This is a genomic window from Klebsiella sp. A52 (assembly GCF_018388785.1).
GTDB classification, from domain to species: domain Bacteria; phylum Pseudomonadota; class Gammaproteobacteria; order Enterobacterales; family Enterobacteriaceae; genus Klebsiella; species Klebsiella aerogenes.
On the sequence record NZ_CP074437.1, the window covers coordinates 3,686,194 to 3,705,641 of the forward strand.

The 19,448-nt window shown below is 55.9% G+C and carries 19 protein-coding genes and 1 pseudogene; 15 read left to right on the plus strand and 5 right to left on the minus strand.

The window, feature by feature from the left end; all coding sequences use genetic code 11:
• Window positions 1-4: 4 nt before the first annotated feature.
• Together KGA69_RS17370 and KGA69_RS17375 are read right to left on the minus strand one after the other, a co-directional pair.
• Window positions 5-454: a DMT family transporter gene (locus KGA69_RS17370; protein ID WP_045394039.1), complete on the minus strand. Its 450-nt coding sequence runs from the start codon at window positions 452-454 to the stop codon at window positions 5-7.
• On the minus strand, window positions 451-969 hold the full coding sequence (locus tag KGA69_RS17375) for a GNAT family N-acetyltransferase (protein WP_045394042.1): 519 nt from the start codon (window positions 967-969) through the stop codon (window positions 451-453). The genes KGA69_RS17370 and KGA69_RS17375 overlap by 4 nt, the downstream gene beginning before the upstream one ends.
• Before the next feature lie 160 nt (window positions 970-1,129).
• Here KGA69_RS17375 and KGA69_RS17380 point away from each other — a divergent pair, with 160 nt between their 5' ends.
• The 3 genes from KGA69_RS17380 (at window position 1,130) to KGA69_RS17390 (ending at window position 3,252) form a co-directional block, all read left to right on the plus strand.
• Window positions 1,130-1,705 carry a helix-turn-helix domain-containing protein gene (locus tag KGA69_RS17380; RefSeq protein ID WP_015366420.1) on the plus strand — a complete coding sequence of 192 codons (576 nt, stop codon included), beginning with the start codon at window positions 1,130-1,132 and terminating at the stop codon, window positions 1,703-1,705.
• Between the two features lie 65 nt (window positions 1,706-1,770).
• Window positions 1,771-2,808 (plus strand): NADP-dependent oxidoreductase, encoded by a 1,038-nt coding sequence (locus KGA69_RS17385; protein ID WP_045394047.1) that lies wholly within the window; start codon window positions 1,771-1,773, stop codon window positions 2,806-2,808.
• Between the two features lie 150 nt (window positions 2,809-2,958).
• A complete protein-coding gene (locus tag KGA69_RS17390; RefSeq protein WP_015705548.1) occupies window positions 2,959-3,252 on the plus strand; it encodes a DUF406 domain-containing protein in 294 nt (97 codons plus the stop codon).
• Between the two features lie 72 nt (window positions 3,253-3,324).
• Here KGA69_RS17390 and pqqU read toward each other — a convergent pair whose 3' ends face one another.
• Window positions 3,325-5,436: a TonB-dependent receptor PqqU gene (gene pqqU, locus KGA69_RS17395; RefSeq protein WP_047048732.1), complete on the minus strand. Its 2,112-nt coding sequence runs from the start codon at window positions 5,434-5,436 to the stop codon at window positions 3,325-3,327.
• Window positions 5,437-5,700: 264 nt separating this feature from the next.
• On the opposite strand from pqqU, the gene KGA69_RS17400 reads away from it, so the two are divergent.
• Window positions 5,701-6,762, plus strand: coding sequence for a 7-bladed beta-propeller protein YncE (locus KGA69_RS17400; RefSeq protein ID WP_213292515.1), 1,062 nt, complete (start codon window positions 5,701-5,703; stop codon window positions 6,760-6,762).
• A 139-nt stretch (window positions 6,763-6,901) separates the two neighbouring features.
• Window positions 6,902-7,123: a YgdI/YgdR family lipoprotein gene (locus KGA69_RS17405; protein WP_015366425.1), complete on the plus strand. Its 222-nt coding sequence runs from the start codon at window positions 6,902-6,904 to the stop codon at window positions 7,121-7,123.
• Between the two features lie 51 nt (window positions 7,124-7,174).
• Here KGA69_RS17405 and ansP read toward each other — a convergent pair whose 3' ends face one another.
• Complete coding sequence (gene ansP / locus KGA69_RS17410) at window positions 7,175-8,632, minus strand: L-asparagine permease (protein WP_045382500.1); 1,458 nt, start codon at window positions 8,630-8,632, stop codon at window positions 7,175-7,177.
• A 187-nt stretch (window positions 8,633-8,819) separates the two neighbouring features.
• Window positions 8,820-9,707 (minus strand): LysR family transcriptional regulator, encoded by an 888-nt coding sequence (locus tag KGA69_RS17415; RefSeq protein WP_063447822.1) that lies wholly within the window; start codon window positions 9,705-9,707, stop codon window positions 8,820-8,822.
• 138 nt (window positions 9,708-9,845) lie between these two features.
• Between KGA69_RS17415 and KGA69_RS17420 the strand changes: the two genes are divergently transcribed.
• The 10 genes and pseudogenes from KGA69_RS17420 to KGA69_RS17470 all read left to right on the plus strand — a co-directional run bounded on the left by KGA69_RS17420 (window position 9,846) and on the right by KGA69_RS17470 (window position 19,432).
• Window positions 9,846-10,406 carry a P-loop NTPase family protein gene (locus KGA69_RS17420; RefSeq protein ID WP_015366428.1) on the plus strand — a complete coding sequence of 187 codons (561 nt, stop codon included), beginning with the start codon at window positions 9,846-9,848 and terminating at the stop codon, window positions 10,404-10,406.
• Window positions 10,407-10,497: 91 nt separating this feature from the next.
• Window positions 10,498-11,499: an MsnO8 family LLM class oxidoreductase gene (locus tag KGA69_RS17425; protein WP_213292516.1), complete on the plus strand. Its 1,002-nt coding sequence runs from the start codon at window positions 10,498-10,500 to the stop codon at window positions 11,497-11,499.
• Window positions 11,496-12,617, plus strand: coding sequence for an amidohydrolase (locus KGA69_RS17430; protein WP_049060660.1), 1,122 nt, complete (start codon window positions 11,496-11,498; stop codon window positions 12,615-12,617). Before KGA69_RS17425 ends, KGA69_RS17430 begins: the two co-directional genes overlap by 4 nt.
• A gap of 24 nt (window positions 12,618-12,641) precedes the next feature.
• Window positions 12,642-14,905, plus strand: a pseudogene (locus KGA69_RS24170) (NtaA/DmoA family FMN-dependent monooxygenase).
• 11 nt (window positions 14,906-14,916) lie between these two features.
• Entirely contained in the window at window positions 14,917-15,426 is a 510-nt protein-coding gene (locus KGA69_RS17445; protein WP_045394059.1) for a GNAT family N-acetyltransferase, read from the plus strand.
• Between the two features lie 9 nt (window positions 15,427-15,435).
• Complete coding sequence (locus KGA69_RS17450; protein ID WP_213292517.1) at window positions 15,436-16,356, plus strand: amino acid ABC transporter permease; 921 nt, start codon at window positions 15,436-15,438, stop codon at window positions 16,354-16,356.
• Window positions 16,340-17,116, plus strand: coding sequence for an amino acid ABC transporter ATP-binding protein (locus KGA69_RS17455; protein WP_045394065.1), 777 nt, complete (start codon window positions 16,340-16,342; stop codon window positions 17,114-17,116). The genes KGA69_RS17450 and KGA69_RS17455 overlap by 17 nt, the downstream gene beginning before the upstream one ends.
• Window positions 17,117-17,136: 20 nt before the next feature.
• Window positions 17,137-18,006 (plus strand): transporter substrate-binding domain-containing protein, encoded by an 870-nt coding sequence (locus tag KGA69_RS17460; RefSeq protein WP_074165414.1) that lies wholly within the window; start codon window positions 17,137-17,139, stop codon window positions 18,004-18,006.
• A 74-nt stretch (window positions 18,007-18,080) separates the two neighbouring features.
• Window positions 18,081-18,779, plus strand: coding sequence for a YoaK family protein (locus KGA69_RS17465; RefSeq protein ID WP_045394070.1), 699 nt, complete (start codon window positions 18,081-18,083; stop codon window positions 18,777-18,779).
• 35 nt (window positions 18,780-18,814) lie between these two features.
• Window positions 18,815-19,432 (plus strand): glutathione S-transferase family protein, encoded by a 618-nt coding sequence (locus KGA69_RS17470; RefSeq protein WP_045394072.1) that lies wholly within the window; start codon window positions 18,815-18,817, stop codon window positions 19,430-19,432.
• Window positions 19,433-19,448 lie beyond the last annotated feature (16 nt).

Genomic DNA, 19,448 nt, shown 5'->3' on the forward strand with positions numbered 1-19,448 from the left:
GAGCTCAAAACTGGCGCCTGGCCACCAACCAGGCGCCGGCCACCAGCATCACCGCCCCGCATACTGGCCCGATTAACGCCCTAATCGGCACGCCGTGGGCGCGAATCAAATCAATAATCAACCCGCCAACCAGCTGACTGGCCACCAGTACCGCAATGGTCGTCGCCGCCCCTACGGTTTGATAACCGCTGATGCTGGCGAAGACGAAAAACGATCCCAGCAGGCCGGGGATGAGGGTCCACCATTTGATATTCAGCGCCAGTTCCTGAAAACCTGCCGCGCCGTGGCGCAATAGCAAAATAGTCACAAAAATAACAATTCCCACCAGAGAATTGAGCAACATGGCGATAAGAATCGTCGAGGCGGATTGGGTAATGCGGACCATCAGGGTGTTTTGCAACACCAGACCGACACCCGCCGCTATCAGGCAGGCAAGGGTGAGCGACTGATTCATGCCTCGCCGTCCGGATCCAGGCGATCGTCGAGCTGCAGCTGCATAAAGGTCAGATCCAGCCAGCGGCCGAATTTAGTCCCCACCTGCGGCATCTGCCCACTGGTGATAAATCCCAGGGTTTCATGCAGATGCAACGAAGCGTGATTGCGGGATTCAATTCCGGCTACCATCACATGTTTACGCAGGCGTCGCGCTTCAGCGATAAGCGCGACTAACAACTTGCGGCCGATCCCCTTACCTTGATGATCGGGATGGACATACACCGAATGTTCAACGGTATGGCGGAAACCGTCAAATGCGCGCCAGTCGCCGAACGAGGAGTACCCGGTAATGACGCCGTTTTCTTCACTCACCAGCACCGGATAACCGGCAATCTGCCGGGCTTCAAACCAGGCAATACGGTTATCGGTATCGACGGTTTTGTCATTCCAGATGGCAGCGGTATGCAGTACGGCGTGATTATAGATTTCGGCGATCGCCGCGCAATCGTCTTTACTGGCATGGCGGATGGACATAGAAAGCCTCAAAGTCTGTACACTATAGTAGTACGGTATTATTACAATAATGAACAGCAGGCTGTCATCAGTTTTAGCAATAAATTTTACACAGAACGCTGCAGTATCGGGGATAGCAGACAGTTGTGTAATACGGTGGTGCGCACTATATTGTTACGCCATGAATACTATAGAAGACAACCTCAACCAGCGCATTAGCGCACGCATTCGTATCGAACGCGAGTCCCGCGGCTGGTCGTTGAGCGATTTGGCTGAACGCGCCGGGGCCTCGCGGGCAATGGTGCATAAAATTGAACGTGGCGAGAGTAGCCCCACCGCGGCGATGCTGGGCCGTCTCTCTGGCGCGTTTGGCATCAGTATGTCGACGTTAATTGCGCGTGCAGAGATGCAGGAGGGCAAGCTTTTGCGCTTTGCCAACCAGCCGGTGTGGCGCGATCCGCAAAGCCACTATTTGCGCCGGCACGTCTCGCCGCGTAGCGATCTGCCGATCGACCTGGTGCAAATAGAGTTGCCGGCTGGCAGCGATGTACCGATGCCCGCTTCTTCGTACGCGCTGGCGCGACAGCTCATCTGGCTACAGCAGGGTGAATTAGTTTTTGTTGAAGGGAATACTCGCCATCAGATGCAGGCGGGGGATTGTCTGGAACTGGGGCCGCCCAACGATTGCCGGTTTATCAATGAGTCCAGCGAGACTTGCGTCTATCTGGTGGTACGCCTGAATCAATCCGGCTCATAATGTTAAAGCGCGTTAAGCATAAAACGGCTAGCCTCAGTACAGGCCGTTAACAAGAGGAGTTTGCTATGACCGCTAATCCACAACGCCATCACCGCTGGATATTGGCTTCACGCCCGCACGGTGAACCTACCGCCGAAAATTTCAGACTGGAAGAGGGCGATCTGCCGACGCCGGGAGCGAACCAGATCCTGCTGCGGACTATTTATTTGTCACTCGACCCTTATATGCGCGGACGGATGAGCGATGCGCCTTCTTATTCGCCACCGGTGGAGATTGGCGCGGTGATGGTCGGGGGGACGGTAAGCCGTGTGGTGAGCTCTAATCACCCTGATTTTAAACCCGGTGAGTGGGTGCTTGGCTATAGTGGCTGGCAGGATTATGCGCTTTCCGATGGTAGCGATTTGGTTAAGCTCGGCGACAATCCTGAACACCCTTCCTGGGCGCTGGGGGTGTTAGGTATGCCGGGATTTACCGCTTATATGGGGCTGCTGGACATCGGCCAGCCGAAAGCGGGCGAAACGCTGGTGGTGGCGGCGGCAACCGGGCCGGTGGGGGCCACCGTCGGGCAGATTGGCAAACTTAAAGGCTGCCGCACCGTCGGCATTGCCGGCGGCGCCGAGAAATGTCGTTATGCGGTAGAGACTTTAGGCTTCGATGTTTGTCTTGATCACCGCGCTGCGGATTTCAGCCAGCAGCTGGCGCAGGCGTGTCCGCAGGGAATCGATGTCTATTATGAGAACGTCGGCGGTAAAGTCTTTGATGCGGTTCTGCCGTTGCTGAATACCGCGGCGCGGGTTCCCGTGTGCGGATTGGTTAGCGGCTACAACGCCACCTCGCTGCCGGATGGACCGGATCGGCTGCCGCTGCTGATGGCGACTATCCTTAAAAAACGCATTCGTATGCAGGGCTTTATCATCGGCCAGGATTACGGCCATCGCATTGCCGAGTTCCAGCAGCAAATGGGGCGCTGGGTACAGGAAGGTAAAATCAAATATCGCGAGCAGCAGATTGATGGCCTGGCGCAGGCGCCGCAGGCGCTGATTGGTCTGCTGAAGGGAGAAAACTTCGGCAAAGTGGTGATTAACGTCGCAGCGGACGAGTAACGTCACCGCCTTCTCTAACGCCCCCGAAGACGCGTGCGGGGGCGCTTTCGCCGCCTTTAACCAACAAAATGACTAATCCATACTTTTATTAATGGTTTGCTTTTCCGTGAGCGGCTTTTTATCCTTAAGGAAACTTAAGAGGTTAATGCGATGAAAGATGTAGTTGATAAATGCAGTACCAAAGGCTGCGCCATTGATGTTGGCACCATTATCGATAACGAAGACTGCGTTTACCGGGTCGAGAAACTTTTCCCTACCCGTGAAGAGGCGGAGTCCGCGGTAGCGGCCATTCGCGAACGCGCCGTTGCCGCCGCCAGCGAAACGCCGTCCGTAGATTACACGATTGAGCCGGTGGGTAATGAGGCGAAACTGGACGCGGCGGTGAATTTCTCCTGCCAGGCGGAAAAAATTATTTTCGAATTGTCCTTGAGAAGCGCGTTCTAACAGACTGCGGCGGAATCAAAAAGGGATCCCAATTGGGATCCCTTTTTTATCATCACCCATCGGCGGGCGTAGTTACTCGAAACGCCAGGCGAGATTCATACCGATGCCGAAGTTACGGCCCGGCGCCGGTTCGTAATAACGACCATTGGATTCGTTGACAATCACTGAGCCCGCGTAATTACGGTCAAACAGGTTATCGACCCGGCCGAACAGATCCATATCCATTTTCCCGTAGCTCCACTTATAGCCGGTGGTCAGGCCAACCACGGTCCACGATGGCGCTTTGGCGGTGTTGGCGTCGTTGGCCATAATGTCGCCCATATAACGGATATCGCTCCCCGCGTACCAACCCTGTTCCGGCTGGTAGCCGAAAGAGGCATAGCCCATATTGCGGGCGATGCCCGGAATGCGGTTGCCGTTGCAGTCTGACGAACCGCAAACGTTCGTGCGATAGGTGGCATCGAGCCAGGTCCATGCCGCTTTTAATTTCCAGCTATCGCCAAACTGCTGGTCGAGGCCAAGTTCCATTCCCTGACGACGGGTTTTACCGGCGTTTTTATAGCTGGTGCGGCCGCCGCTGCTGGAGTCGACCACAATCTCATTGTCGGTATCGGTCTGGAACAGCGCGGCGGTGAACAGTCCGTTGCCTATCCGCGTTTTGCTGCCAATTTCCACGGTCTCATTTGTGGAGGGTTTGAGATCGAAGTTTAATCCGCTCTGATTGCCGGAACGATACGAGAGTTCATTGATTGTCGGCGTTTCAAAACCGCGCCCGGCGGAAAGATAGATATTCCAGGCATCCGTGACGGCATATTTCAATGAACCGGCTGGCAGCCATTTGTGATAGCTGGCATCGCCGCTATCGTCGCCGTTACCCGGAGTGACGTAATAGTCGTTAGAGTCAAACCACACCGAACTGTAGCGGACGCCAGCATCTAGGGTAAGCTTCTGCGTCAACTGCCACTGGGTTTGCAGGTACGGATCCAGGTTCCACATCAGATTGCGTTCATTACGGCGCAGGTCGCCCTGTTCGCCGTATTGCGGCGCGCCGTTCACCAGAACGTAGTTTTCATAGCCCTTACGTCGTTCGCTCATGTTTTCGTAATCAAGACCGGTGGTAAAGGTCACCGGCACCAGTAATTCACCGCGGTGGGTCCAGCGGGTGTCGATCCCCTGATAATGGCGAGTTAAATCGATGACGCCCCCGGAATGCGAGGGCTTCAGCTGCGGCGCCATCGGGATTGATTGGTACTGAGTGGTTTCGCGCTCGCCGGCGTACATCATCACGCTCAGATCGTCCTGCTGGCTAAGCTGGCGTTCGTAGCGTAACCCGGCCTGGGTCTGTTTCACCGTTTTACGCGTGTTGTATTGATCGCCGCGCGGCGATTGGCGCGGATTATTCTGCCACTCCTCGTAGCTCAATCCGCCCGGGTCATTAGCTTTGATATCCACACTATTGAATAGCAATGTTAATTTACTGACGTCGTTAATCCGCACGCCTAATTTGGCGTTGGCGAGATTTTTACGCGCGCCGCTGTGATCGCGAGAACCATGAGTGGTGAAACGGTTGGTCGACACCGTGTAGTCGACATCGCCTGCCTGGCTACCGTCGCCGACGGCGCCGGTTGCTTTCAGTCCGTAATGCCAGGTACCGAAGCTGCCGTAGTAGCTGCTGGCCTCGATGGTCGGCGGCTGGCTGCCGGTTTGGGTATTGACGTTAATTACGCCGCCGGAAGAGTTGCCATAGAGCGCGGAAAAAGGTCCGCGTAACACTTCCAGGCTATCGATACTGCCGATATCGATATTCGATGTCTGCCCCTGGCCATCGGGCATGGTGGCAGGGATACCGTCAACATATAGCCGCAGGCCACGCACGCCGTAGGTGGAGCGGGAACCGAAACCACGAATCGACAACTGCAAATCCTGAGCATAGTTTTGCCGGTTTTGTACCTGCAAACCGGGTACCGCGCCGAGCGATTCCGAGAGGTTAATTCGCGGGGCGGCCTGACGCATATCATCGCCATTCACTACGCTGACGGCGGCAGGGGTATCCAGTTCGGAAACCGCGGTAGGCGTCGCCGTGACGACCATGGTTTGTTCGTCGTTGGTGCTGGCGTGCACGTTGGCGACGAGAGGGAGTAATAAAGCGGGGAGCGCGACCGTGCGCATGGCAATAATCTTCATCAGAGCGACTCGCAAAGAGAAACGTACCAAATGGAACATATGTATATATGTTACACCGTTTGTAAATTCTTTGAAAAGAATTAACTAACCGGTCGTTAAGTAATGGCAAGTAAAGGTGATTCTTTTAACCAAAAAAGGCAATTAACACTCCACATTACGATAAATAATGATTACTATTCTCATTTACAAAAAGAGTGAAGTTAACCTTCACGCTGTGGAAGCCATCTCTAACCAGTAATTAATTGTTCTATAAAGGGAATCGTTATGTCATTACGTCAGTTATCCGCGCCGCGTCTGCGTCGTTCTCTGTTATTAACGTCGTTACTGTTGGCAGGCAGCTTCAGCGCCCACGCCGCCGAGGAGCTCCTGCGCAAAGCGGTCGGTAAAGGCGCGTACGAAATGGCGTATAGCCAGCAGGAAAATGCGCTGTGGGTTGCCACCTCGCAAAGCCGCTCCCTTGATAAGGGCGGCATCGTCTATCGTCTGGATCCGACCACGCTCGACATCACCCAGGTTATTCATAACGACCTGAAACCGTTCGGCGCCACCATCAATCACACCACCCAGACGTTGTGGTTTGGCAACACCGTTGATAGCAGCGTGACCGCAATAGATGCCAAAACCAGCGCGGTGAAAGGGAGACTGGTGCTCGATGACCGTAAACGTAGTGATACCGTGCGCCCGCTGCAGCCGCGTGAGCTGGTGGTGAATGAGAAAACCAATACCGTGTATATCTCCGGGCTGGGTAAAGAGAGCGTGATTTGGGTGGTGGATGGCGACAAGCTGACGCTGAAAGATACCATTGCCAATACCGGCGCGATGGCCACCGGGCTGGCGCTCGATGCTGACGCTAAACGTCTTTACACCACCAATGCCGATGGCGAACTGCTGACTATCGATACCGATAGCAATAAGATCCTCTCGCGTAAGAAGCTGCAGGATGACGGTAAGGAGCATTTCTACCTGAACCTGAGTCTGGATACAGCCGGCCACCGCGCTTTCATTACCGACAGCAAGCAGCCGGAAGTGCTGGTGGTGGATATTCGTGACGGGAAAGTGCTGCAAAAAATCGCCGCGCCGGAATCTTTAGCGGTGCTGTTTAACCCGGCCCGCAACGAAGTCTACGTCACCCATCGCAAAGCGGGTGAAGTCAGCGTCATTGATGCTAAGACCTATAAGGTTGTCAAAACCTTCAAAACGCCGACCTTCCCGAATAGCCTGGCGCTGTCCGCCGATGGAAAAACGCTGTTTGTTAGCGTGAAGCAGGAGTCAACTCGTCAAAAAGAGGCCACCGCGCCGGACGACGTAATCCGCATTGCCCTGTAATCCCCTGGGAGGGGGCGACCCCTCCTTACTCCGGGTCTCATCCTCTGTTACAAACCGCTATTAGCCTGATTACTATAAAGGTTATACACTTACTTTTTCCCGCGCGCGGCGGGAGAGTGGTAATCATTCTGGAGAAATTATGAAAAAGCCATATATGGTGATCTGCGCGGCGGCAATGCTGGCGCTTCTGGCAGGCTGCAGCTCTAATTACGTCATGACGACAAAAAGTGGGCAAACTATTGTGACCCACGGCAAACCGCAGTTGGATAAAGAGACCGGCATGACCAGCTATATTGATGAGTCTGGCAACAAACGCGAAATCAACAGCAGCGACGTTGCTCAACTGGTGGAAGATAATTAATTTTTCGGTGACGGTTTGCCCGCTGAGGGGCAAACCGTTATGGAAAAGCGCTTAGCGTTTTTCAACGCCCGGCGCCGTGCTGTGAACATCAGCCACGCGTTTACGTACGCCGAACCAGCCTGCGACCAGCAGCACCGCCAGCAGCGGAATGGACCCGATGGTATAGGTGCCGTTCGGGTAGTCAAATGCCATCAACACCAGTACGCTCAGCAAGAACAGCAGCGTTAGCCATGAAGTAAATGGCGCGCCCGGCATTTTGAAGCTCACATCCGCCGCTTTGCCTTCCTTGATAGCCTTACGCAGACGCATCTGGCAGATCACGATAAAGCCCCATGAAGCGATAATCCCCAGGGATGCGACGTTAAGCACGATCTCAAATACCTGCGACGGCACCAGATAGTTGAGGAAAACCCCCACCACGTAGACTGCCAGCGTCGCGAGGATCCCGGCGTAAGGGACGTGATGGCGGCTCATCTTCGACATAAACTTCGGCGCTGAACCTCCCATCGACATCGAACGCAGAATTCGCCCGGTGCAGTACAGGCCTGAGTTCAGGCTGGAGAGGGCGGCCGTTAATACCACGATGTTCATCACGCTACCGATGTATGGTACGCCGAGCTTCGAGAAGAAGGTGACGAACGGGCTTTGCCCTGCCTGATAGGCGTTCCACGGCAGCAGCAGCACCAATAGCACGACGGAACCGACGTAGAACAGGCCGATACGCCAGATCACGCTGTTAATCGCTTTCGGTACCATGGTTTCCGGGTCTTTACATTCGCCCGCCGCGGTACCCACCAGCTCGATGGAAGCGAAGGCGAAGACTACGCCCTGAACTAGCACCAGTGCCGGCAACAGACCGTGGGGGAAGAAACCGCCGTTGTCGGTAATCAGATGGAAGCCGGTGGCATTGCCATCGAGCGGTTTTCCGGTACCGAGGAAAATCGTGCCGACTACCAGGAATGCGACAATAGCCAGTACTTTTACCAACGCGAACCAGAACTCCATCTCAGCGAACCATTTCACACCGATCATATTCATGGTGCCGACGATCGCCAGCGCGCCAAGAGCGAAGACCCACTGCGGAACATCGCCGAAAGCGCCCCAATAATGCATATACAAGGCGACGGCGGTGATATCGACGATACCGGTCATTGCCCAGTTAACGAAATACATCCAGCCGGCGACGTAGGCGGCTTTTTCACCGAGGAATTCACGAGCGTAAGAGACGAAACTACCGCTGGAGGGGCGATGGAGAACCAGTTCGCCGAGGGCGCGAAGGATGAAGAAGGAGAAGATACCGCAAACCAGATAAACCAGCGCCAGCGCCGGACCCGCCATTTGTAAACGCGCCCCGGCGCCGAGAAACAGACCGGTCCCGATGGCGCCGCCAATGGCGATCATCTGTACCTGACGGTTGCCCATTGCTTTGTGGTAACCCGATTCGTGCGAGTTGAGCCAGTGGCGTTTCGCGGCATGATGTTCCGCCGCGTCAGTGTGTTTGTTATTCATTGATGTACCCATTTTCCTGTCAATGTCCATGAGTGGTTGTCGTATCGCGCAGCGGCGATACATCGTGCTGGCTTTCTCACTATTCTGTCGTAGAGATAAATCATGCACGGCGCTGCATCCTACACGTAACGTGATAGTGACGCACGTAAAACATTTCACAACAGCACTTACTTAAATATCAATGAGTTCAATGACGCAACGCGTCGACGAGTAGCGCAAACGCAGCGGTATGCTGACGACGGCTGGGATAATACAGATGATAACCAGGGAAGGTGGGTGTCCAGGCATCGAGTACCCGTACTAAACGACCGGCAACCAGCGCCTCCTCGACGACATCATCAGGGACATAGGCCAGGCCGAGACCGGATTCCGCGGCATCAATGCGTTGCGGCAAGCTATTCAGCGTCAGTTGTCCGTCCACATAAACCTGGAAGGTTTTATTATTGTCGCTGAATTCCCAGGCGTAGAGCCCGCCGCGGGTCGGTAGCCGTATATTAATACAGCGATGCTGATCCAGTTGATAAGGCGTCTGTGGTGTGCCGTGGCGTTGAAGATAATCAGGCGAGCCCACGACGACCATGCGCATGTCCGGGGCGATGCGCACCGCAATCATGTCCTTTGCCACCTGATCGCCGAGACGTATACCGGCGTCAAAGCGGCCATCGACGATATCGGCCAGGCCGTTATCGACGGTAATTTCGATATTGATATCCGGATAACGCAACATAAATGGCTTTAATGCCGGCCACAACACCGCGCTGACGGCGTGTTCACCGGCGTTAAGGCGAATATTACCCGCCGGAAGGGCGCGGCTATCCCTCAAGGCGCCGAGCTCGCGTTCAATTTCCGTGAGATGCGGACGTAAATTCTGGAACAATTTTTCACCCGCTTCGGTGGGGGCGACGCTGCGGGTGGTACGGGTCAGCAGACGAACATCAAGCCGGGCTTCGAGGTTGCGCATCGCATGGCTCAGCGCAGATTGCGATACCCCAAGTTGGGCAGCGGCGCGGGTGAAACTGCGTTCGCGGGCGACTACCATAAACGACAGGAGATCGTTGAAGTTATCCTTTAACATGCTGTTACCGTATTTAATTTAGCGAATTCATGGCAGGAAATTGAGTCTAAACGCGGTAGACGGCTTTCGCCACAAGGATCTACGCAGCTGAAGAGAGTATATGCTGACTATCGGGAGAAAAAGGGGCTTGAAATCATCATGAAAATCAATGTGGTAGGCACTAGCGGCGTAGGGAAGTCGACACTTGCGCAACGCCTGGCGGCAGCGCTTTCTTTGCCCTACATCGAACTGGATAGGCTCTACTGGCGGCCAGAGTGGGAGGGGGCGCCGGATGAAGAGTTTTTCGCCAGCATCGCGCAGGCCACGGCCTCTGCTGGCTGGGTTCTTGATGGCAACTATAATCGCAGTCGCGCAGTCAAATGGCGTGATATTGATCTGGTGGTATGGGTAGATTATAGCTTTGTTCGCACACTATATCAGGCCATTCGCCGTGCGCTGAGTCGCGCCTGGCACCAGCAGGAGCTATGGCCGGGTACCGGTAATCGCGAAACCTTTCGTCGCACCTTCTGCAATCGTGATTCGATAATTTTGTGGACCATGAAAACGTGGCGCTCTAATCGTCAGCGCTATTTAGCGGATATGCATTCTGCGCAGTATGGTCATATCCGTTTCGTCCGTTTACGTAATCAGCGACAAACAGAGCGCTTTATTGCTGAAATTGTCCATCAGCAGGCAATGGCTGGCAGGGTGCATATCTAATTTCCGGCAGAGTACATGTGAATAAATTGTTTCTCAGTACGCGCTGCAGATTCTAATAATGCAGGCATGTTAATTAAAACGAGCCTGCGAAATGTCTTATCGAATCAGTATCCTGGATAAAAGTCCTCTTGCTCCTGGCGAAACTGCTGCTCAGGCGCTGGCGCGTACGTTAACGCTTGCGCAACAGGCAGAACGCTGGGGGTATCATCGTTTCTGGATTGCCGAGCATCACAACGCGGAACAGCTGGCGAGCCCGTCGCCGGAGCTGCTGATTGCCTGGATCCTCGGGCAAACCCGGCAGATCCGCGTCGGATCCGGCGGCGTGATGCTGCAGCACTATAGCCCTTACAAAGTCGCCGAAAACTTTAATTTGCTCGCCAGTATTGCGCCAGGACGCGTCGATCTCGGCGTTGGCAAGGCGCCAGGCGGTCTGCCGCTTGCCACTCGCGCGCTGCAACAGGGCGTCCATCAGCATGAGAAGGGCAGTTTTGCCGAACAGCTTGCCCAGCTTGATAACTGGCTAACGTTGACCGAAAGCCAGGGCGAGGAGAGCCTGCGCGCGACCCCTATCCCGCCGCGCCGCGCGGACGGTTTCCTGCTCGGCGCCAGCGTCGAGAGCGCCCGCCTGGCGGCCCGTCTGGACTGGAACTTTGTTTTTGCCGCGCATCTCAACGGCGATAAAAACCTGTTGCGGGAAGTGTTAACCAACTGGCGCGAATTGAGCCGCCGGGAGGTCATCGTGGCCGTACAAGTTATCGTTGCGCAAGACGCCGCCAGCGCCGCTGAACTGGCGAAGCAGGTGGAGGTCTGGGGCGTTGAACTGGCAAACGGCCAGCGGGTAACGGTGGGTAGTGAAGCTCAGGCGGCGGCTTTTGCCCGTCAGGCCGGTAGCCCGCCGACGCGCATTGAGCGCCGCGAGTCCTCGCTGTTGTTTGGTACCGCAGAAGAGGTTAAAGCACAACTCGATGCCCTTCAGGCGCAGTGGGGCATTGATGAGTTTATTATTGATACCCCTATTGCCGAAGGGCGTGCGCGGCTGGCGTCGTTGGGATTGCTGGCGCAGGCGCATCTTGGCGCGGAGGTAACGCCATGAATTTCGAGCAACAGTTGATTAGCTGGCGGCGCGAACTGCATCAGAACCCGGAACTCTCATTACAGGAAGTGGCAACTACCGCGCGTATCCGCGACTGGTTGCAAAGCGGCGGCCTGCCGTTACTGCCTTACGAGTTAACCACCGGCGCGGTGACGGAAGTGGGCAGCGGCGATAAAATCATCGCCCTGCGCGCCGATATTGACGCGCTACCGATAGAAGAGGCCACCGGACTGCCGTTCCGCTCGCAAAATCCCGGCGTCATGCATGCCTGCGGTCACGATATACATACCAGCGTGATGCTTGGCGCGGCGTTGCTGTTAAAGGAACGAGAAGCGCAACTGCCGGGGCGGGTGCGGATCCTGTTCCAGCCAGCGGAAGAGAGTTTCGGCGGCGCAAAAACGTTGATCCGCGCCGGGGCGCTTGACGGCGTATCGGCAATCTTCGGCATGCACAATGAGCCCAATTTACCAGTTGGCGAGTTTGCCACCCGCGGCGGCCCGTTTTATGCCAACGTCGATCGCTTCGTATTCAAAGTGACCGGCAAGGGGGCGCATGCCGCCCGGCCGCATGAAGGCAAAGATGCCATCCTGCTAGCGAGCCAACTGGTGACGCTGCTACAGAGCGTCGCCAGCCGCGAAGTGAATACCCTGGATTCGGTGGTGCTCAGCGTGACGCGGATCCAGGGGGGGAATACCTGGAACGTTTTGCCGGAAAGCGTGGAGCTCGAAGGGACGCTGCGTACCCACAGTAGCGAGGTGCAGCAGCGGGTTAAGGCGAGAGTCAGCGAAATCGCCGCCGGTTTCGCCAGCGCCTTTGGCGCGCAAATCGATGTCTTCTGGTATGCCGGGCCAACGGCGCTGGTTAACGATGAGCGCTGGGCGGCGTTCGCCAGCGCGGCGGCCGACCGCTTCGGTTATCGCACGCATCACGCCGATTTACATCTGGGCGGCGAAGACTTTGCCGTCTATCTGCAGCATATTCCGGGCGCTTTCGTCAGCATAGGTAGCGCCAGCGAGTTTGGCCTGCATCATCCGGCTTTTAATCCGGATGAAAACGCCATTGCCCCAGCCGCGCGCTATTTCGCGGATCTGGCGGAACAGGCATTACACCATATTTAATTTTTGACAGGGTAAGGGGTCACTATGTCTGAAAAACGGCAATTACGTCTGGGGACGATTTTACATGGCGCCTCAGGAAATATGTCCGCCTGGCGTCATCCGGCGGCGTTGGCGGATGCCAGTATTAATTTTGAATTTGTGAAAGAAACGGCGCAAAAAGCCGAGCAGGGGAAACTCGATTTTATTTTTGTCGCCGACGGGTTATATATTAACGAAAAATCCATCCCGCACTTTTTAAATCGTTTTGAGCCGTTAACGGTATTATCAACGCTGGCGGCGGTGACCGATCGTCTGGGGCTGGTCGGCACGCTCTCCACCTCCTATAGCGAACCGTTCACGACCGCGCGACAGTTCGCCAGCCTTGACCATTTAAGCCACGGGCGCGCCGGCTGGAACGTGGTGACGTCGCCGCTGGAAGGCTCGGCGAAAAACTTCTCCCGCGCCCAGCATCCCGATCATGCGCTGCGCTATCGTATCGCCGACGAATATCTTCAGGTGGTTAAAGGATTGTGGGATTCCTGGGAAGACGGCGCTTTTGTGCGTAATAAAGAGAGCGGCCAGTTTTTTGATAAAAATAAACTGCATACGCTTAATCATCATGGCGATTTCTTTAAAGTCGCGGGTCCTTTGAATATTGCCCGCACGCCACAGGGACGGCCCATTATATTCCAGGCAGGCGCCTCCGATGACGGCAAAAAATTAGCCGCTCGCCACGCTGATGCCATTTTTACCCACCAGGAATCATTAGCCGAGGCGCAGGCGTTTTATCAGGATGTCAAAAGCCAACTGGCTGCCTATCAGCGCAGTGCGGATCAACTGCATATTTTCCAGGGCGTCAGCGTAATCGTCGGTGACGACGCGGAGGATGCGGAGCGTCAATACCAGACCACGGCGGCGCTGGTCTCGATCGACGACGCGTTGAATTACCTGGGGCGCTATTTCGAGCATCACGACTTTGCGCAATATCCGCTGGATGAACCCTTCCCGGATATTGGCGATCTTGGGCAAAACAGCTTCCGCAGCACCACCGATGAAATTAAACGCAATGCCCGTGAACGGGGATTAACCCTGCGCCAGGTGGCGCTGGAGGCCGCCAGCCCGCGCCCGCGCTTCTCCGGCACGGCCAGCGATGTCGCCGACGGCCTGCAGCTGTGGTTTGAACAACGCGCCGCCGATGGCTTCATTATTCAGGGCGGCACGCCGGAAACCTTCCCGCGTTTTGTTGATGAAGTGGTGCCATTGCTGCAGGCGCGCGGATTGTTCCGCCGCGACTATCCAGGCACCACGCTGCGGGAAAGCCTGGGGCTGGATCTGCCCATTAACCAATTCGAAAAATAATAAAAGAGAACCGCGCTATGCAGAAATCAACGCTATTGCTGGCCTTCGCGTTGGCAATTAGCGCCCCGTCGTGGGCGCAGGACGTCAATATCAATGGCACCGGAGTTAGCCTGGAAGCCAATAAAACCCCGATTCATACGGCAAAAAATCCGCAGGCAATTGCGCTGTTGCCGAAAGATCTGCACCTGGCGGTGCCGGGGAAATTTACCGTCGCGGTTGCGGCGCTAAACTCGCCGCCGCTGACGGTGTTTTCTGATGATAACAAAACGTTGCTCGGTAGCGAGGCGGATATTGCGCGTCTGGTGGCTGACAGCCTCGGCCTCGAAGTCAACGTTGTTCCGACCTCGTGGGAAGACTGGCCGCTCGGCGTCGCCTCCGGCAAATATGATGCCGCGATCAGCAATATTACCGTCACCAAAGAGCGCAAAGAGAAGTTCGATTTCGCCACTTATCGTAAAGATTCGCTGGGTTTTTACGTTAAAAGCACCAGCCCACTGAACAAGATCGACAAAGCGGAAGATATTGCCGGGCTGAAGATTATCGTCGGCTCCGGCACCAATCAGGAGGCTATCTTACTCGCATGGAATGCGGAAAACGTTAAGCGCGGGCTTAAACCGTTTATACCGGTCTATACCAAAGACGACGCCGCGCAGACGCTGGCTTTGCAAACGGGCCGCGCCGACGCATTCTTCGGCCCTAACGTCATAGGCGCCTGGAAAGCGGCCCTTACTGGCAAAACCAAGCTGGTGGGCAGCGTGGACGGCGGGTGGCCGAAGGCGGCGCATATCGCGGTGACGCTGAAGAAAGGCAGCGGGCTGGTTAATGCCGTACAGGCGGCGCTCAACGGCGCTATCGCCAGCGGTGACTATGCCAAAGTGCTCAACCGCTGGGGCGAGGGAGTGGAGAGTATCCCACAATCGGAAATCAACCCCGCCGGGCTGGGCGATTAACAGGGGGCGCTATGAGCGAAGCATTTCGTGATATTTCTCCGGACGCGCCGGAATTACAGCCGATTATTAGCGGCCTGTTTGCCGAGTACGCCGCTCGTTACGGCGACTATTTTTCTCGTGATGCGGAAGTGGAGTTAACCGAATGGTATCTGCCGCCGCAGGGGCTGTTTATTGTGCTGGAGCGTGACGGCGAAATCATCGCCACCGGCGCCTACAAGCCGAAAGACACGCACACCGCGGAAATTAAGCGGATCTGGACGCATCGTCGGCTGCGTCAACAGGGGCTGGCCGCCAGGGTTGTACAAGAACTGGAGCGTCGGGCGGTGCTGGCAGGTTATAGCCATATTTTTCTCACCACCGGTTTTCGTCAGCCGGAAGCGGTAAAGCTCTATTTAAGCCAGGGGTATGAGGCGCAGTTTGACCTCGCTCGCGACCCGGAAGAGTACAGCCGGCCGCCCTATGATGGCCGGTTGCGGTTCAGTAAAGCGCTGGCGGTTAGCGCCCTCAGCCACAGCGCTTAAGGAGGCATTATGCAATCATCTGAAACGATCAAAGTGGTTCCGGCGCGCTACCCGCTGCGCGTCGCCGGGGCGGTATTGGCGCTGCTGGTGCTGGCGGTCGTCGTGCAGTCGGTCGCGTTCAACCCGCGCTGGGAGTGGGGGGTATTCGCCCACTGGTTCTTCGACCCGGTGATCCTCGAGGGGGTGGGGCAAACGCTGCTGCTCACGCTACTTGGTACCTTTTTAAGCGTTATCTTCGGCGGCCTGTTGGCGCTGGCCCGCCTGTCGTCGTCATGGCTGCTCAGCAGCCTGGCATGGGGGTATATCTGGCTGTTCCGTTCGCTGCCGCTTATTGTGGTGTTGATCATTCTGTATAACTTCTCTTATCTGTACGACAGCTTATCGCTGGGGATCCCTTTCACCGGCGTAACCTGGGCGAGCTATCAGACTATCAATGTACTGGGGCAGTTCTCCACGGCAGTAGTTGGCCTGACGCTGGTGCAGAGCGCCTATACCGCTGAAATTATCCGCGGAGGCTTTTTGGGCGTGGATCACGGGCAGTATGAGGCCGCCGCCGCGCTGGGACTCCCCGCCTGGCGACGCACGCTGCGGATCATCTTGCCGCAAGCGCTGCGCACCATTCTGCCGGCAGGGTTCAATGAAATCATCAGCCTGGCAAAAGGGACGGCGATGGTTTACGTACTGGCGATGCCGGAATTGTTCTACACCATTCAGATGATTTATAACCGCACCCAGGAAGTGATCCCGCTGCTGATGGTGGGCGCCGCGTGGTACCTGGTGATTACCAGCGTGCTCTCCGCAATTCAGTACCTTGTCGAACGCGCGCTGGCGCGCAGCGAACGCCGCTCGGCGGTGAACAGCGTGCGTAATAATCGCGTGACCCAACCGGTTCGTCAGCCGCAGGAGGCCGTCCATGCTCAACTCTCGTAATGGTCATATTTCGATAACCGGGGTCAGTAAATACTTTGGCCGTCATAAAGCGCTGGATGATGTTTCGCTGGAGATAGCGCCGGGAACGGTGACGGTGATCCTCGGGCCGTCCGGTTCGGGAAAATCGACGCTGCTGCGCACAATTAACCATCTTGAACGGGTCGATGAAGGGTTTATCCAGATTGATGGCGACTATATCGGCTATCGCCGTAAAGGCGACAAGCTGTACGAGCTGAAAGAAAAAGAGATCCTTCGCCAGCGGGTCAACGTGGGATACGTATTTCAGAACTTCAATTTGTTTCCGCATCTGACGGTGCTGGAGAATTTAATTGAAGCGCCGATTGCCCACAAACGGGCCAGTCGAAAGGAGGCCATCGCTCGTGCTTACGAATTGTTGGACATTGTCGGTTTGCGCAACAAAGCCGATGCCTGGTCGCGGCATCTTTCCGGCGGCCAGCAGCAGCGCATCGCCATCGCCCGCGCGCTGGCGCTCAATCCGCGCGTGATCTTGTTTGATGAACCCACTTCCGCGCTGGATCCGGAACTGGTTGGCGAAGTGCTCGATGTTATCAAGAAACTTGCCCGCTCCGGGACGACGCTTGTGGTGGTAACACACGAAATCGGCTTTGCCCGCGAGGTTGCCGACCAGGTGGTGTTTATGGTCGATGGCAAAATCGTTGAACAGGGCAGCAGCGATGAAGTGTTAAATCATCCGCAACACCAGCGTACCCGGCAATTTTTATCACGGGTGCTGGCATGAGGAAATTAGCTGCAGCCCTCATGCTGCTCCTGAGCATCGGCGAGGCGCGCGCCGAACTCGATTTGCGCGCCAATGAACAGCCATTGCCGGTGACGCGAGATGATAACGCGATTAGCAAAATTCCTCCGGACTATCGTTTTGTGGAGCCCGGTGTGCTGACGGTGGCGATTTCGGCATTAAATTCACCGCCGCTGGCGCTGCTGGCCAGCGACAACCGCACGCGTATCGGCAGCGACCCGGACATCGCCCGTATACTGGCGGGTAGCCTTGGTCTGAAACTGAAGCTGGTGCCAACGGCCTGGGAGGACTGGCCTTTGGGGATCGCGTCAGGGCGTTACGATGTGGCGTTGATTAACATCGCGGTGACCGAGAAGCGCAAAGAGAAGTTCGATTTCGCCACCTACCGCGTAGACTCGCTGGCCTTCTCGGTGAAATCAACCAGTGACATTACGCGGATCTCAAATGCGCAGGATCTCTCAGGACGTAAAGTCATTGTCGGTTCTGGTACCAACCAGGAGCGGATCCTGCTGGGATGGAATGCGGAAAACGAAGCCGCGGGACGGCAACCGGCGTTACCGGTTTATCTTACCGACGATGCCTCCGGCAATCTTTATATTCAGTCGGGAAGGGCGGACGTCTTTTTTGGTCCGCAGTCGGTGGCCTCTTATAAGGCTGCATTAAACGGAAAAACCAAAGTTGTCGGGCTCGGTCCCAAAAAAGCTTGGGTGGCCACCACCACTAAAAAAGGCAATGGGCTGGTATACGCGCTGCAGGCGGCGCTGAATGGCGCGATCGCGCGTGGCGAGTATCAGCAGGTTCTCGCGCGCTGGGGGGAACAGGGGGAGGTAGTCAGGCAATCGGAGGTCAATCCGCCGGGGATAACATATTGATGCTGTGATTATTAATAGCCAGGGATTGCTATACTCATGGCTACATCGTGTGTCTTATTAATGGATTAATCTCTGTGGCCGAAAACCAACTCTTACTGGAGCAACGCTGGCAGCACCATCGTGAGCCCGCGTTACTCGCCGCTTCCGGCGGCGCTATCGACACTATCAGCTTCATCACCTTGTTTGGCCTGTTTACCGCCCACGTCACGGGAAACCTGGTAGTGGCCGGGGCAGCCCTGGCCACCAACAGCGAAGGTATTTTATCGAAACTGCTCGCCATTCCTGTTTTTATGCTGGCGGTGGCGATCGTCACGCTGGTTATCAAAAGTCGAAAAACCATTACGCCACGCTTTCTTGGCAGCTTGTTCGTCGTTGAGATTCTGCTGTTACTCCTTTTCGGCCTGTTGGGGCTGCTGTGGCAGCCCTTTGTCGGCGCGGATAGCGCGACCGCGTTAATCACCGGCATGGCCGGCGTGATGGCGATGGGGGTGAGGAACGCCACCACCCGATTATTATTACCCACCACCAGCCCGAGTACGATGATGACCGGTAACGTCACGCAGTTAACCATCGATGTGGTTAACTGGTGCCAGGCGCCCAACCGCGAGAATAGAGAAAAAATCAAAAAATCGGGGGCTTCGGTGCTCGGTTTTCTGCTGGGAGCAGGGCTTGGGGCGCTGGGCTACATCCTGACGGGTTTCTACTCGGTGCTTATTCCGGTAGCACTGGTAGCCATCGTCGCCTGGCGCGAATTCAGCGCCGCGCGGAATTAGTGCTACGCTAAAAGTTTTCTGCCTGGGAACTGACTATCATGAAATTGTATGGTGTGCCGGGGTGGGGCTCGGCAATAAGCGAGATGATGTTGACCTTGGCCAACATCCCTTATCAATTTATCAATGTCGATGGCTTTGACCAGCCAGGCGCGCAGCGAGAGAAACTACGGGCGATCAACCCGCTGTGTCAGGTGCCTACCCTGCAACTGGCGGATGGCAGCGTGATGACGGAAACAGCGGCGATCGCGCTGATGATCCTTGATGAGCGCCCGGATCTGGCGCCGCCAGCCGGTACGCCACAGCGCCAGCAGTTTCAACGTTTGCTGATCTGGCTGGTGGCTAACGTTTATCCGACCTTCACCTATGCCGACTATCCCGAACGCTGGACAGCCTCAGCGCCTGACGAACTGCGTGAGAGCTGTCAGCAATACCGCAAATCACTCTATCTCTGGCTGGAACAGCAGCTGGCAGCCGAGCCTTACGCATTAGGCGGGAATATCACGTTGTTGGATTGCTATATTGCCGCGATGTACAGCTGGGGGCCGCGGCGCGAGTGGTTTGCCGCGCATACGCCAAAGTTTGCCGCTGTGGCTCAGGCGGTTTATCGCCGTGCGGAGCTGCAGCAGGTACTGCGTGACAATAATCTTCTCTAAGGCACAAATCGTGATT

Excerpts from the sequence above, each read along its gene's own strand:
- ansP (WP_045382500.1), bottom strand. The coding sequence starts at position 8,632 with ATGAATAACAAACACACTGACGCGGCGGAACATCATGCCGCGAAACGC.
- KGA69_RS17400 (WP_213292515.1), top strand. The coding sequence starts at position 5,701 with ATGTCATTACGTCAGTTATCCGCGCCGCGTCTGCGTCGTTCTCTGTTA.
- KGA69_RS17380 (WP_015366420.1), top strand. The coding sequence starts at position 1,130 with ATGAATACTATAGAAGACAACCTCAACCAGCGCATTAGCGCACGCATT.
- KGA69_RS17390 (WP_015705548.1), top strand. The coding sequence starts at position 2,959 with ATGAAAGATGTAGTTGATAAATGCAGTACCAAAGGCTGCGCCATTGAT.
- pqqU (WP_047048732.1), bottom strand. The coding sequence starts at position 5,436 with ATGAAGATTATTGCCATGCGCACGGTCGCGCTCCCCGCTTTATTACTC.
- KGA69_RS17420 (WP_015366428.1), top strand. The coding sequence starts at position 9,846 with ATGAAAATCAATGTGGTAGGCACTAGCGGCGTAGGGAAGTCGACACTT.
- KGA69_RS17375 (WP_045394042.1), bottom strand. The coding sequence starts at position 969 with ATGTCCATCCGCCATGCCAGTAAAGACGATTGCGCGGCGATCGCCGAA.
- KGA69_RS17445 (WP_045394059.1), top strand. The coding sequence starts at position 14,917 with ATGAGCGAAGCATTTCGTGATATTTCTCCGGACGCGCCGGAATTACAG.
- KGA69_RS17450 (WP_213292517.1), top strand. The coding sequence starts at position 15,436 with ATGCAATCATCTGAAACGATCAAAGTGGTTCCGGCGCGCTACCCGCTG.
- KGA69_RS17455 (WP_045394065.1), top strand. The coding sequence starts at position 16,340 with ATGCTCAACTCTCGTAATGGTCATATTTCGATAACCGGGGTCAGTAAA.
- KGA69_RS17415 (WP_063447822.1), bottom strand. The coding sequence starts at position 9,707 with ATGTTAAAGGATAACTTCAACGATCTCCTGTCGTTTATGGTAGTCGCC.
- KGA69_RS17385 (WP_045394047.1), top strand. The coding sequence starts at position 1,771 with ATGACCGCTAATCCACAACGCCATCACCGCTGGATATTGGCTTCACGC.
- KGA69_RS17405 (WP_015366425.1), top strand. The coding sequence starts at position 6,902 with ATGAAAAAGCCATATATGGTGATCTGCGCGGCGGCAATGCTGGCGCTT.
- KGA69_RS17430 (WP_049060660.1), top strand. The coding sequence starts at position 11,496 with ATGAATTTCGAGCAACAGTTGATTAGCTGGCGGCGCGAACTGCATCAG.
- KGA69_RS17425 (WP_213292516.1), top strand. The coding sequence starts at position 10,498 with ATGTCTTATCGAATCAGTATCCTGGATAAAAGTCCTCTTGCTCCTGGC.
- KGA69_RS17460 (WP_074165414.1), top strand. The coding sequence starts at position 17,137 with ATGCTGCTCCTGAGCATCGGCGAGGCGCGCGCCGAACTCGATTTGCGC.
- KGA69_RS17370 (WP_045394039.1), bottom strand. The coding sequence starts at position 454 with ATGAATCAGTCGCTCACCCTTGCCTGCCTGATAGCGGCGGGTGTCGGT.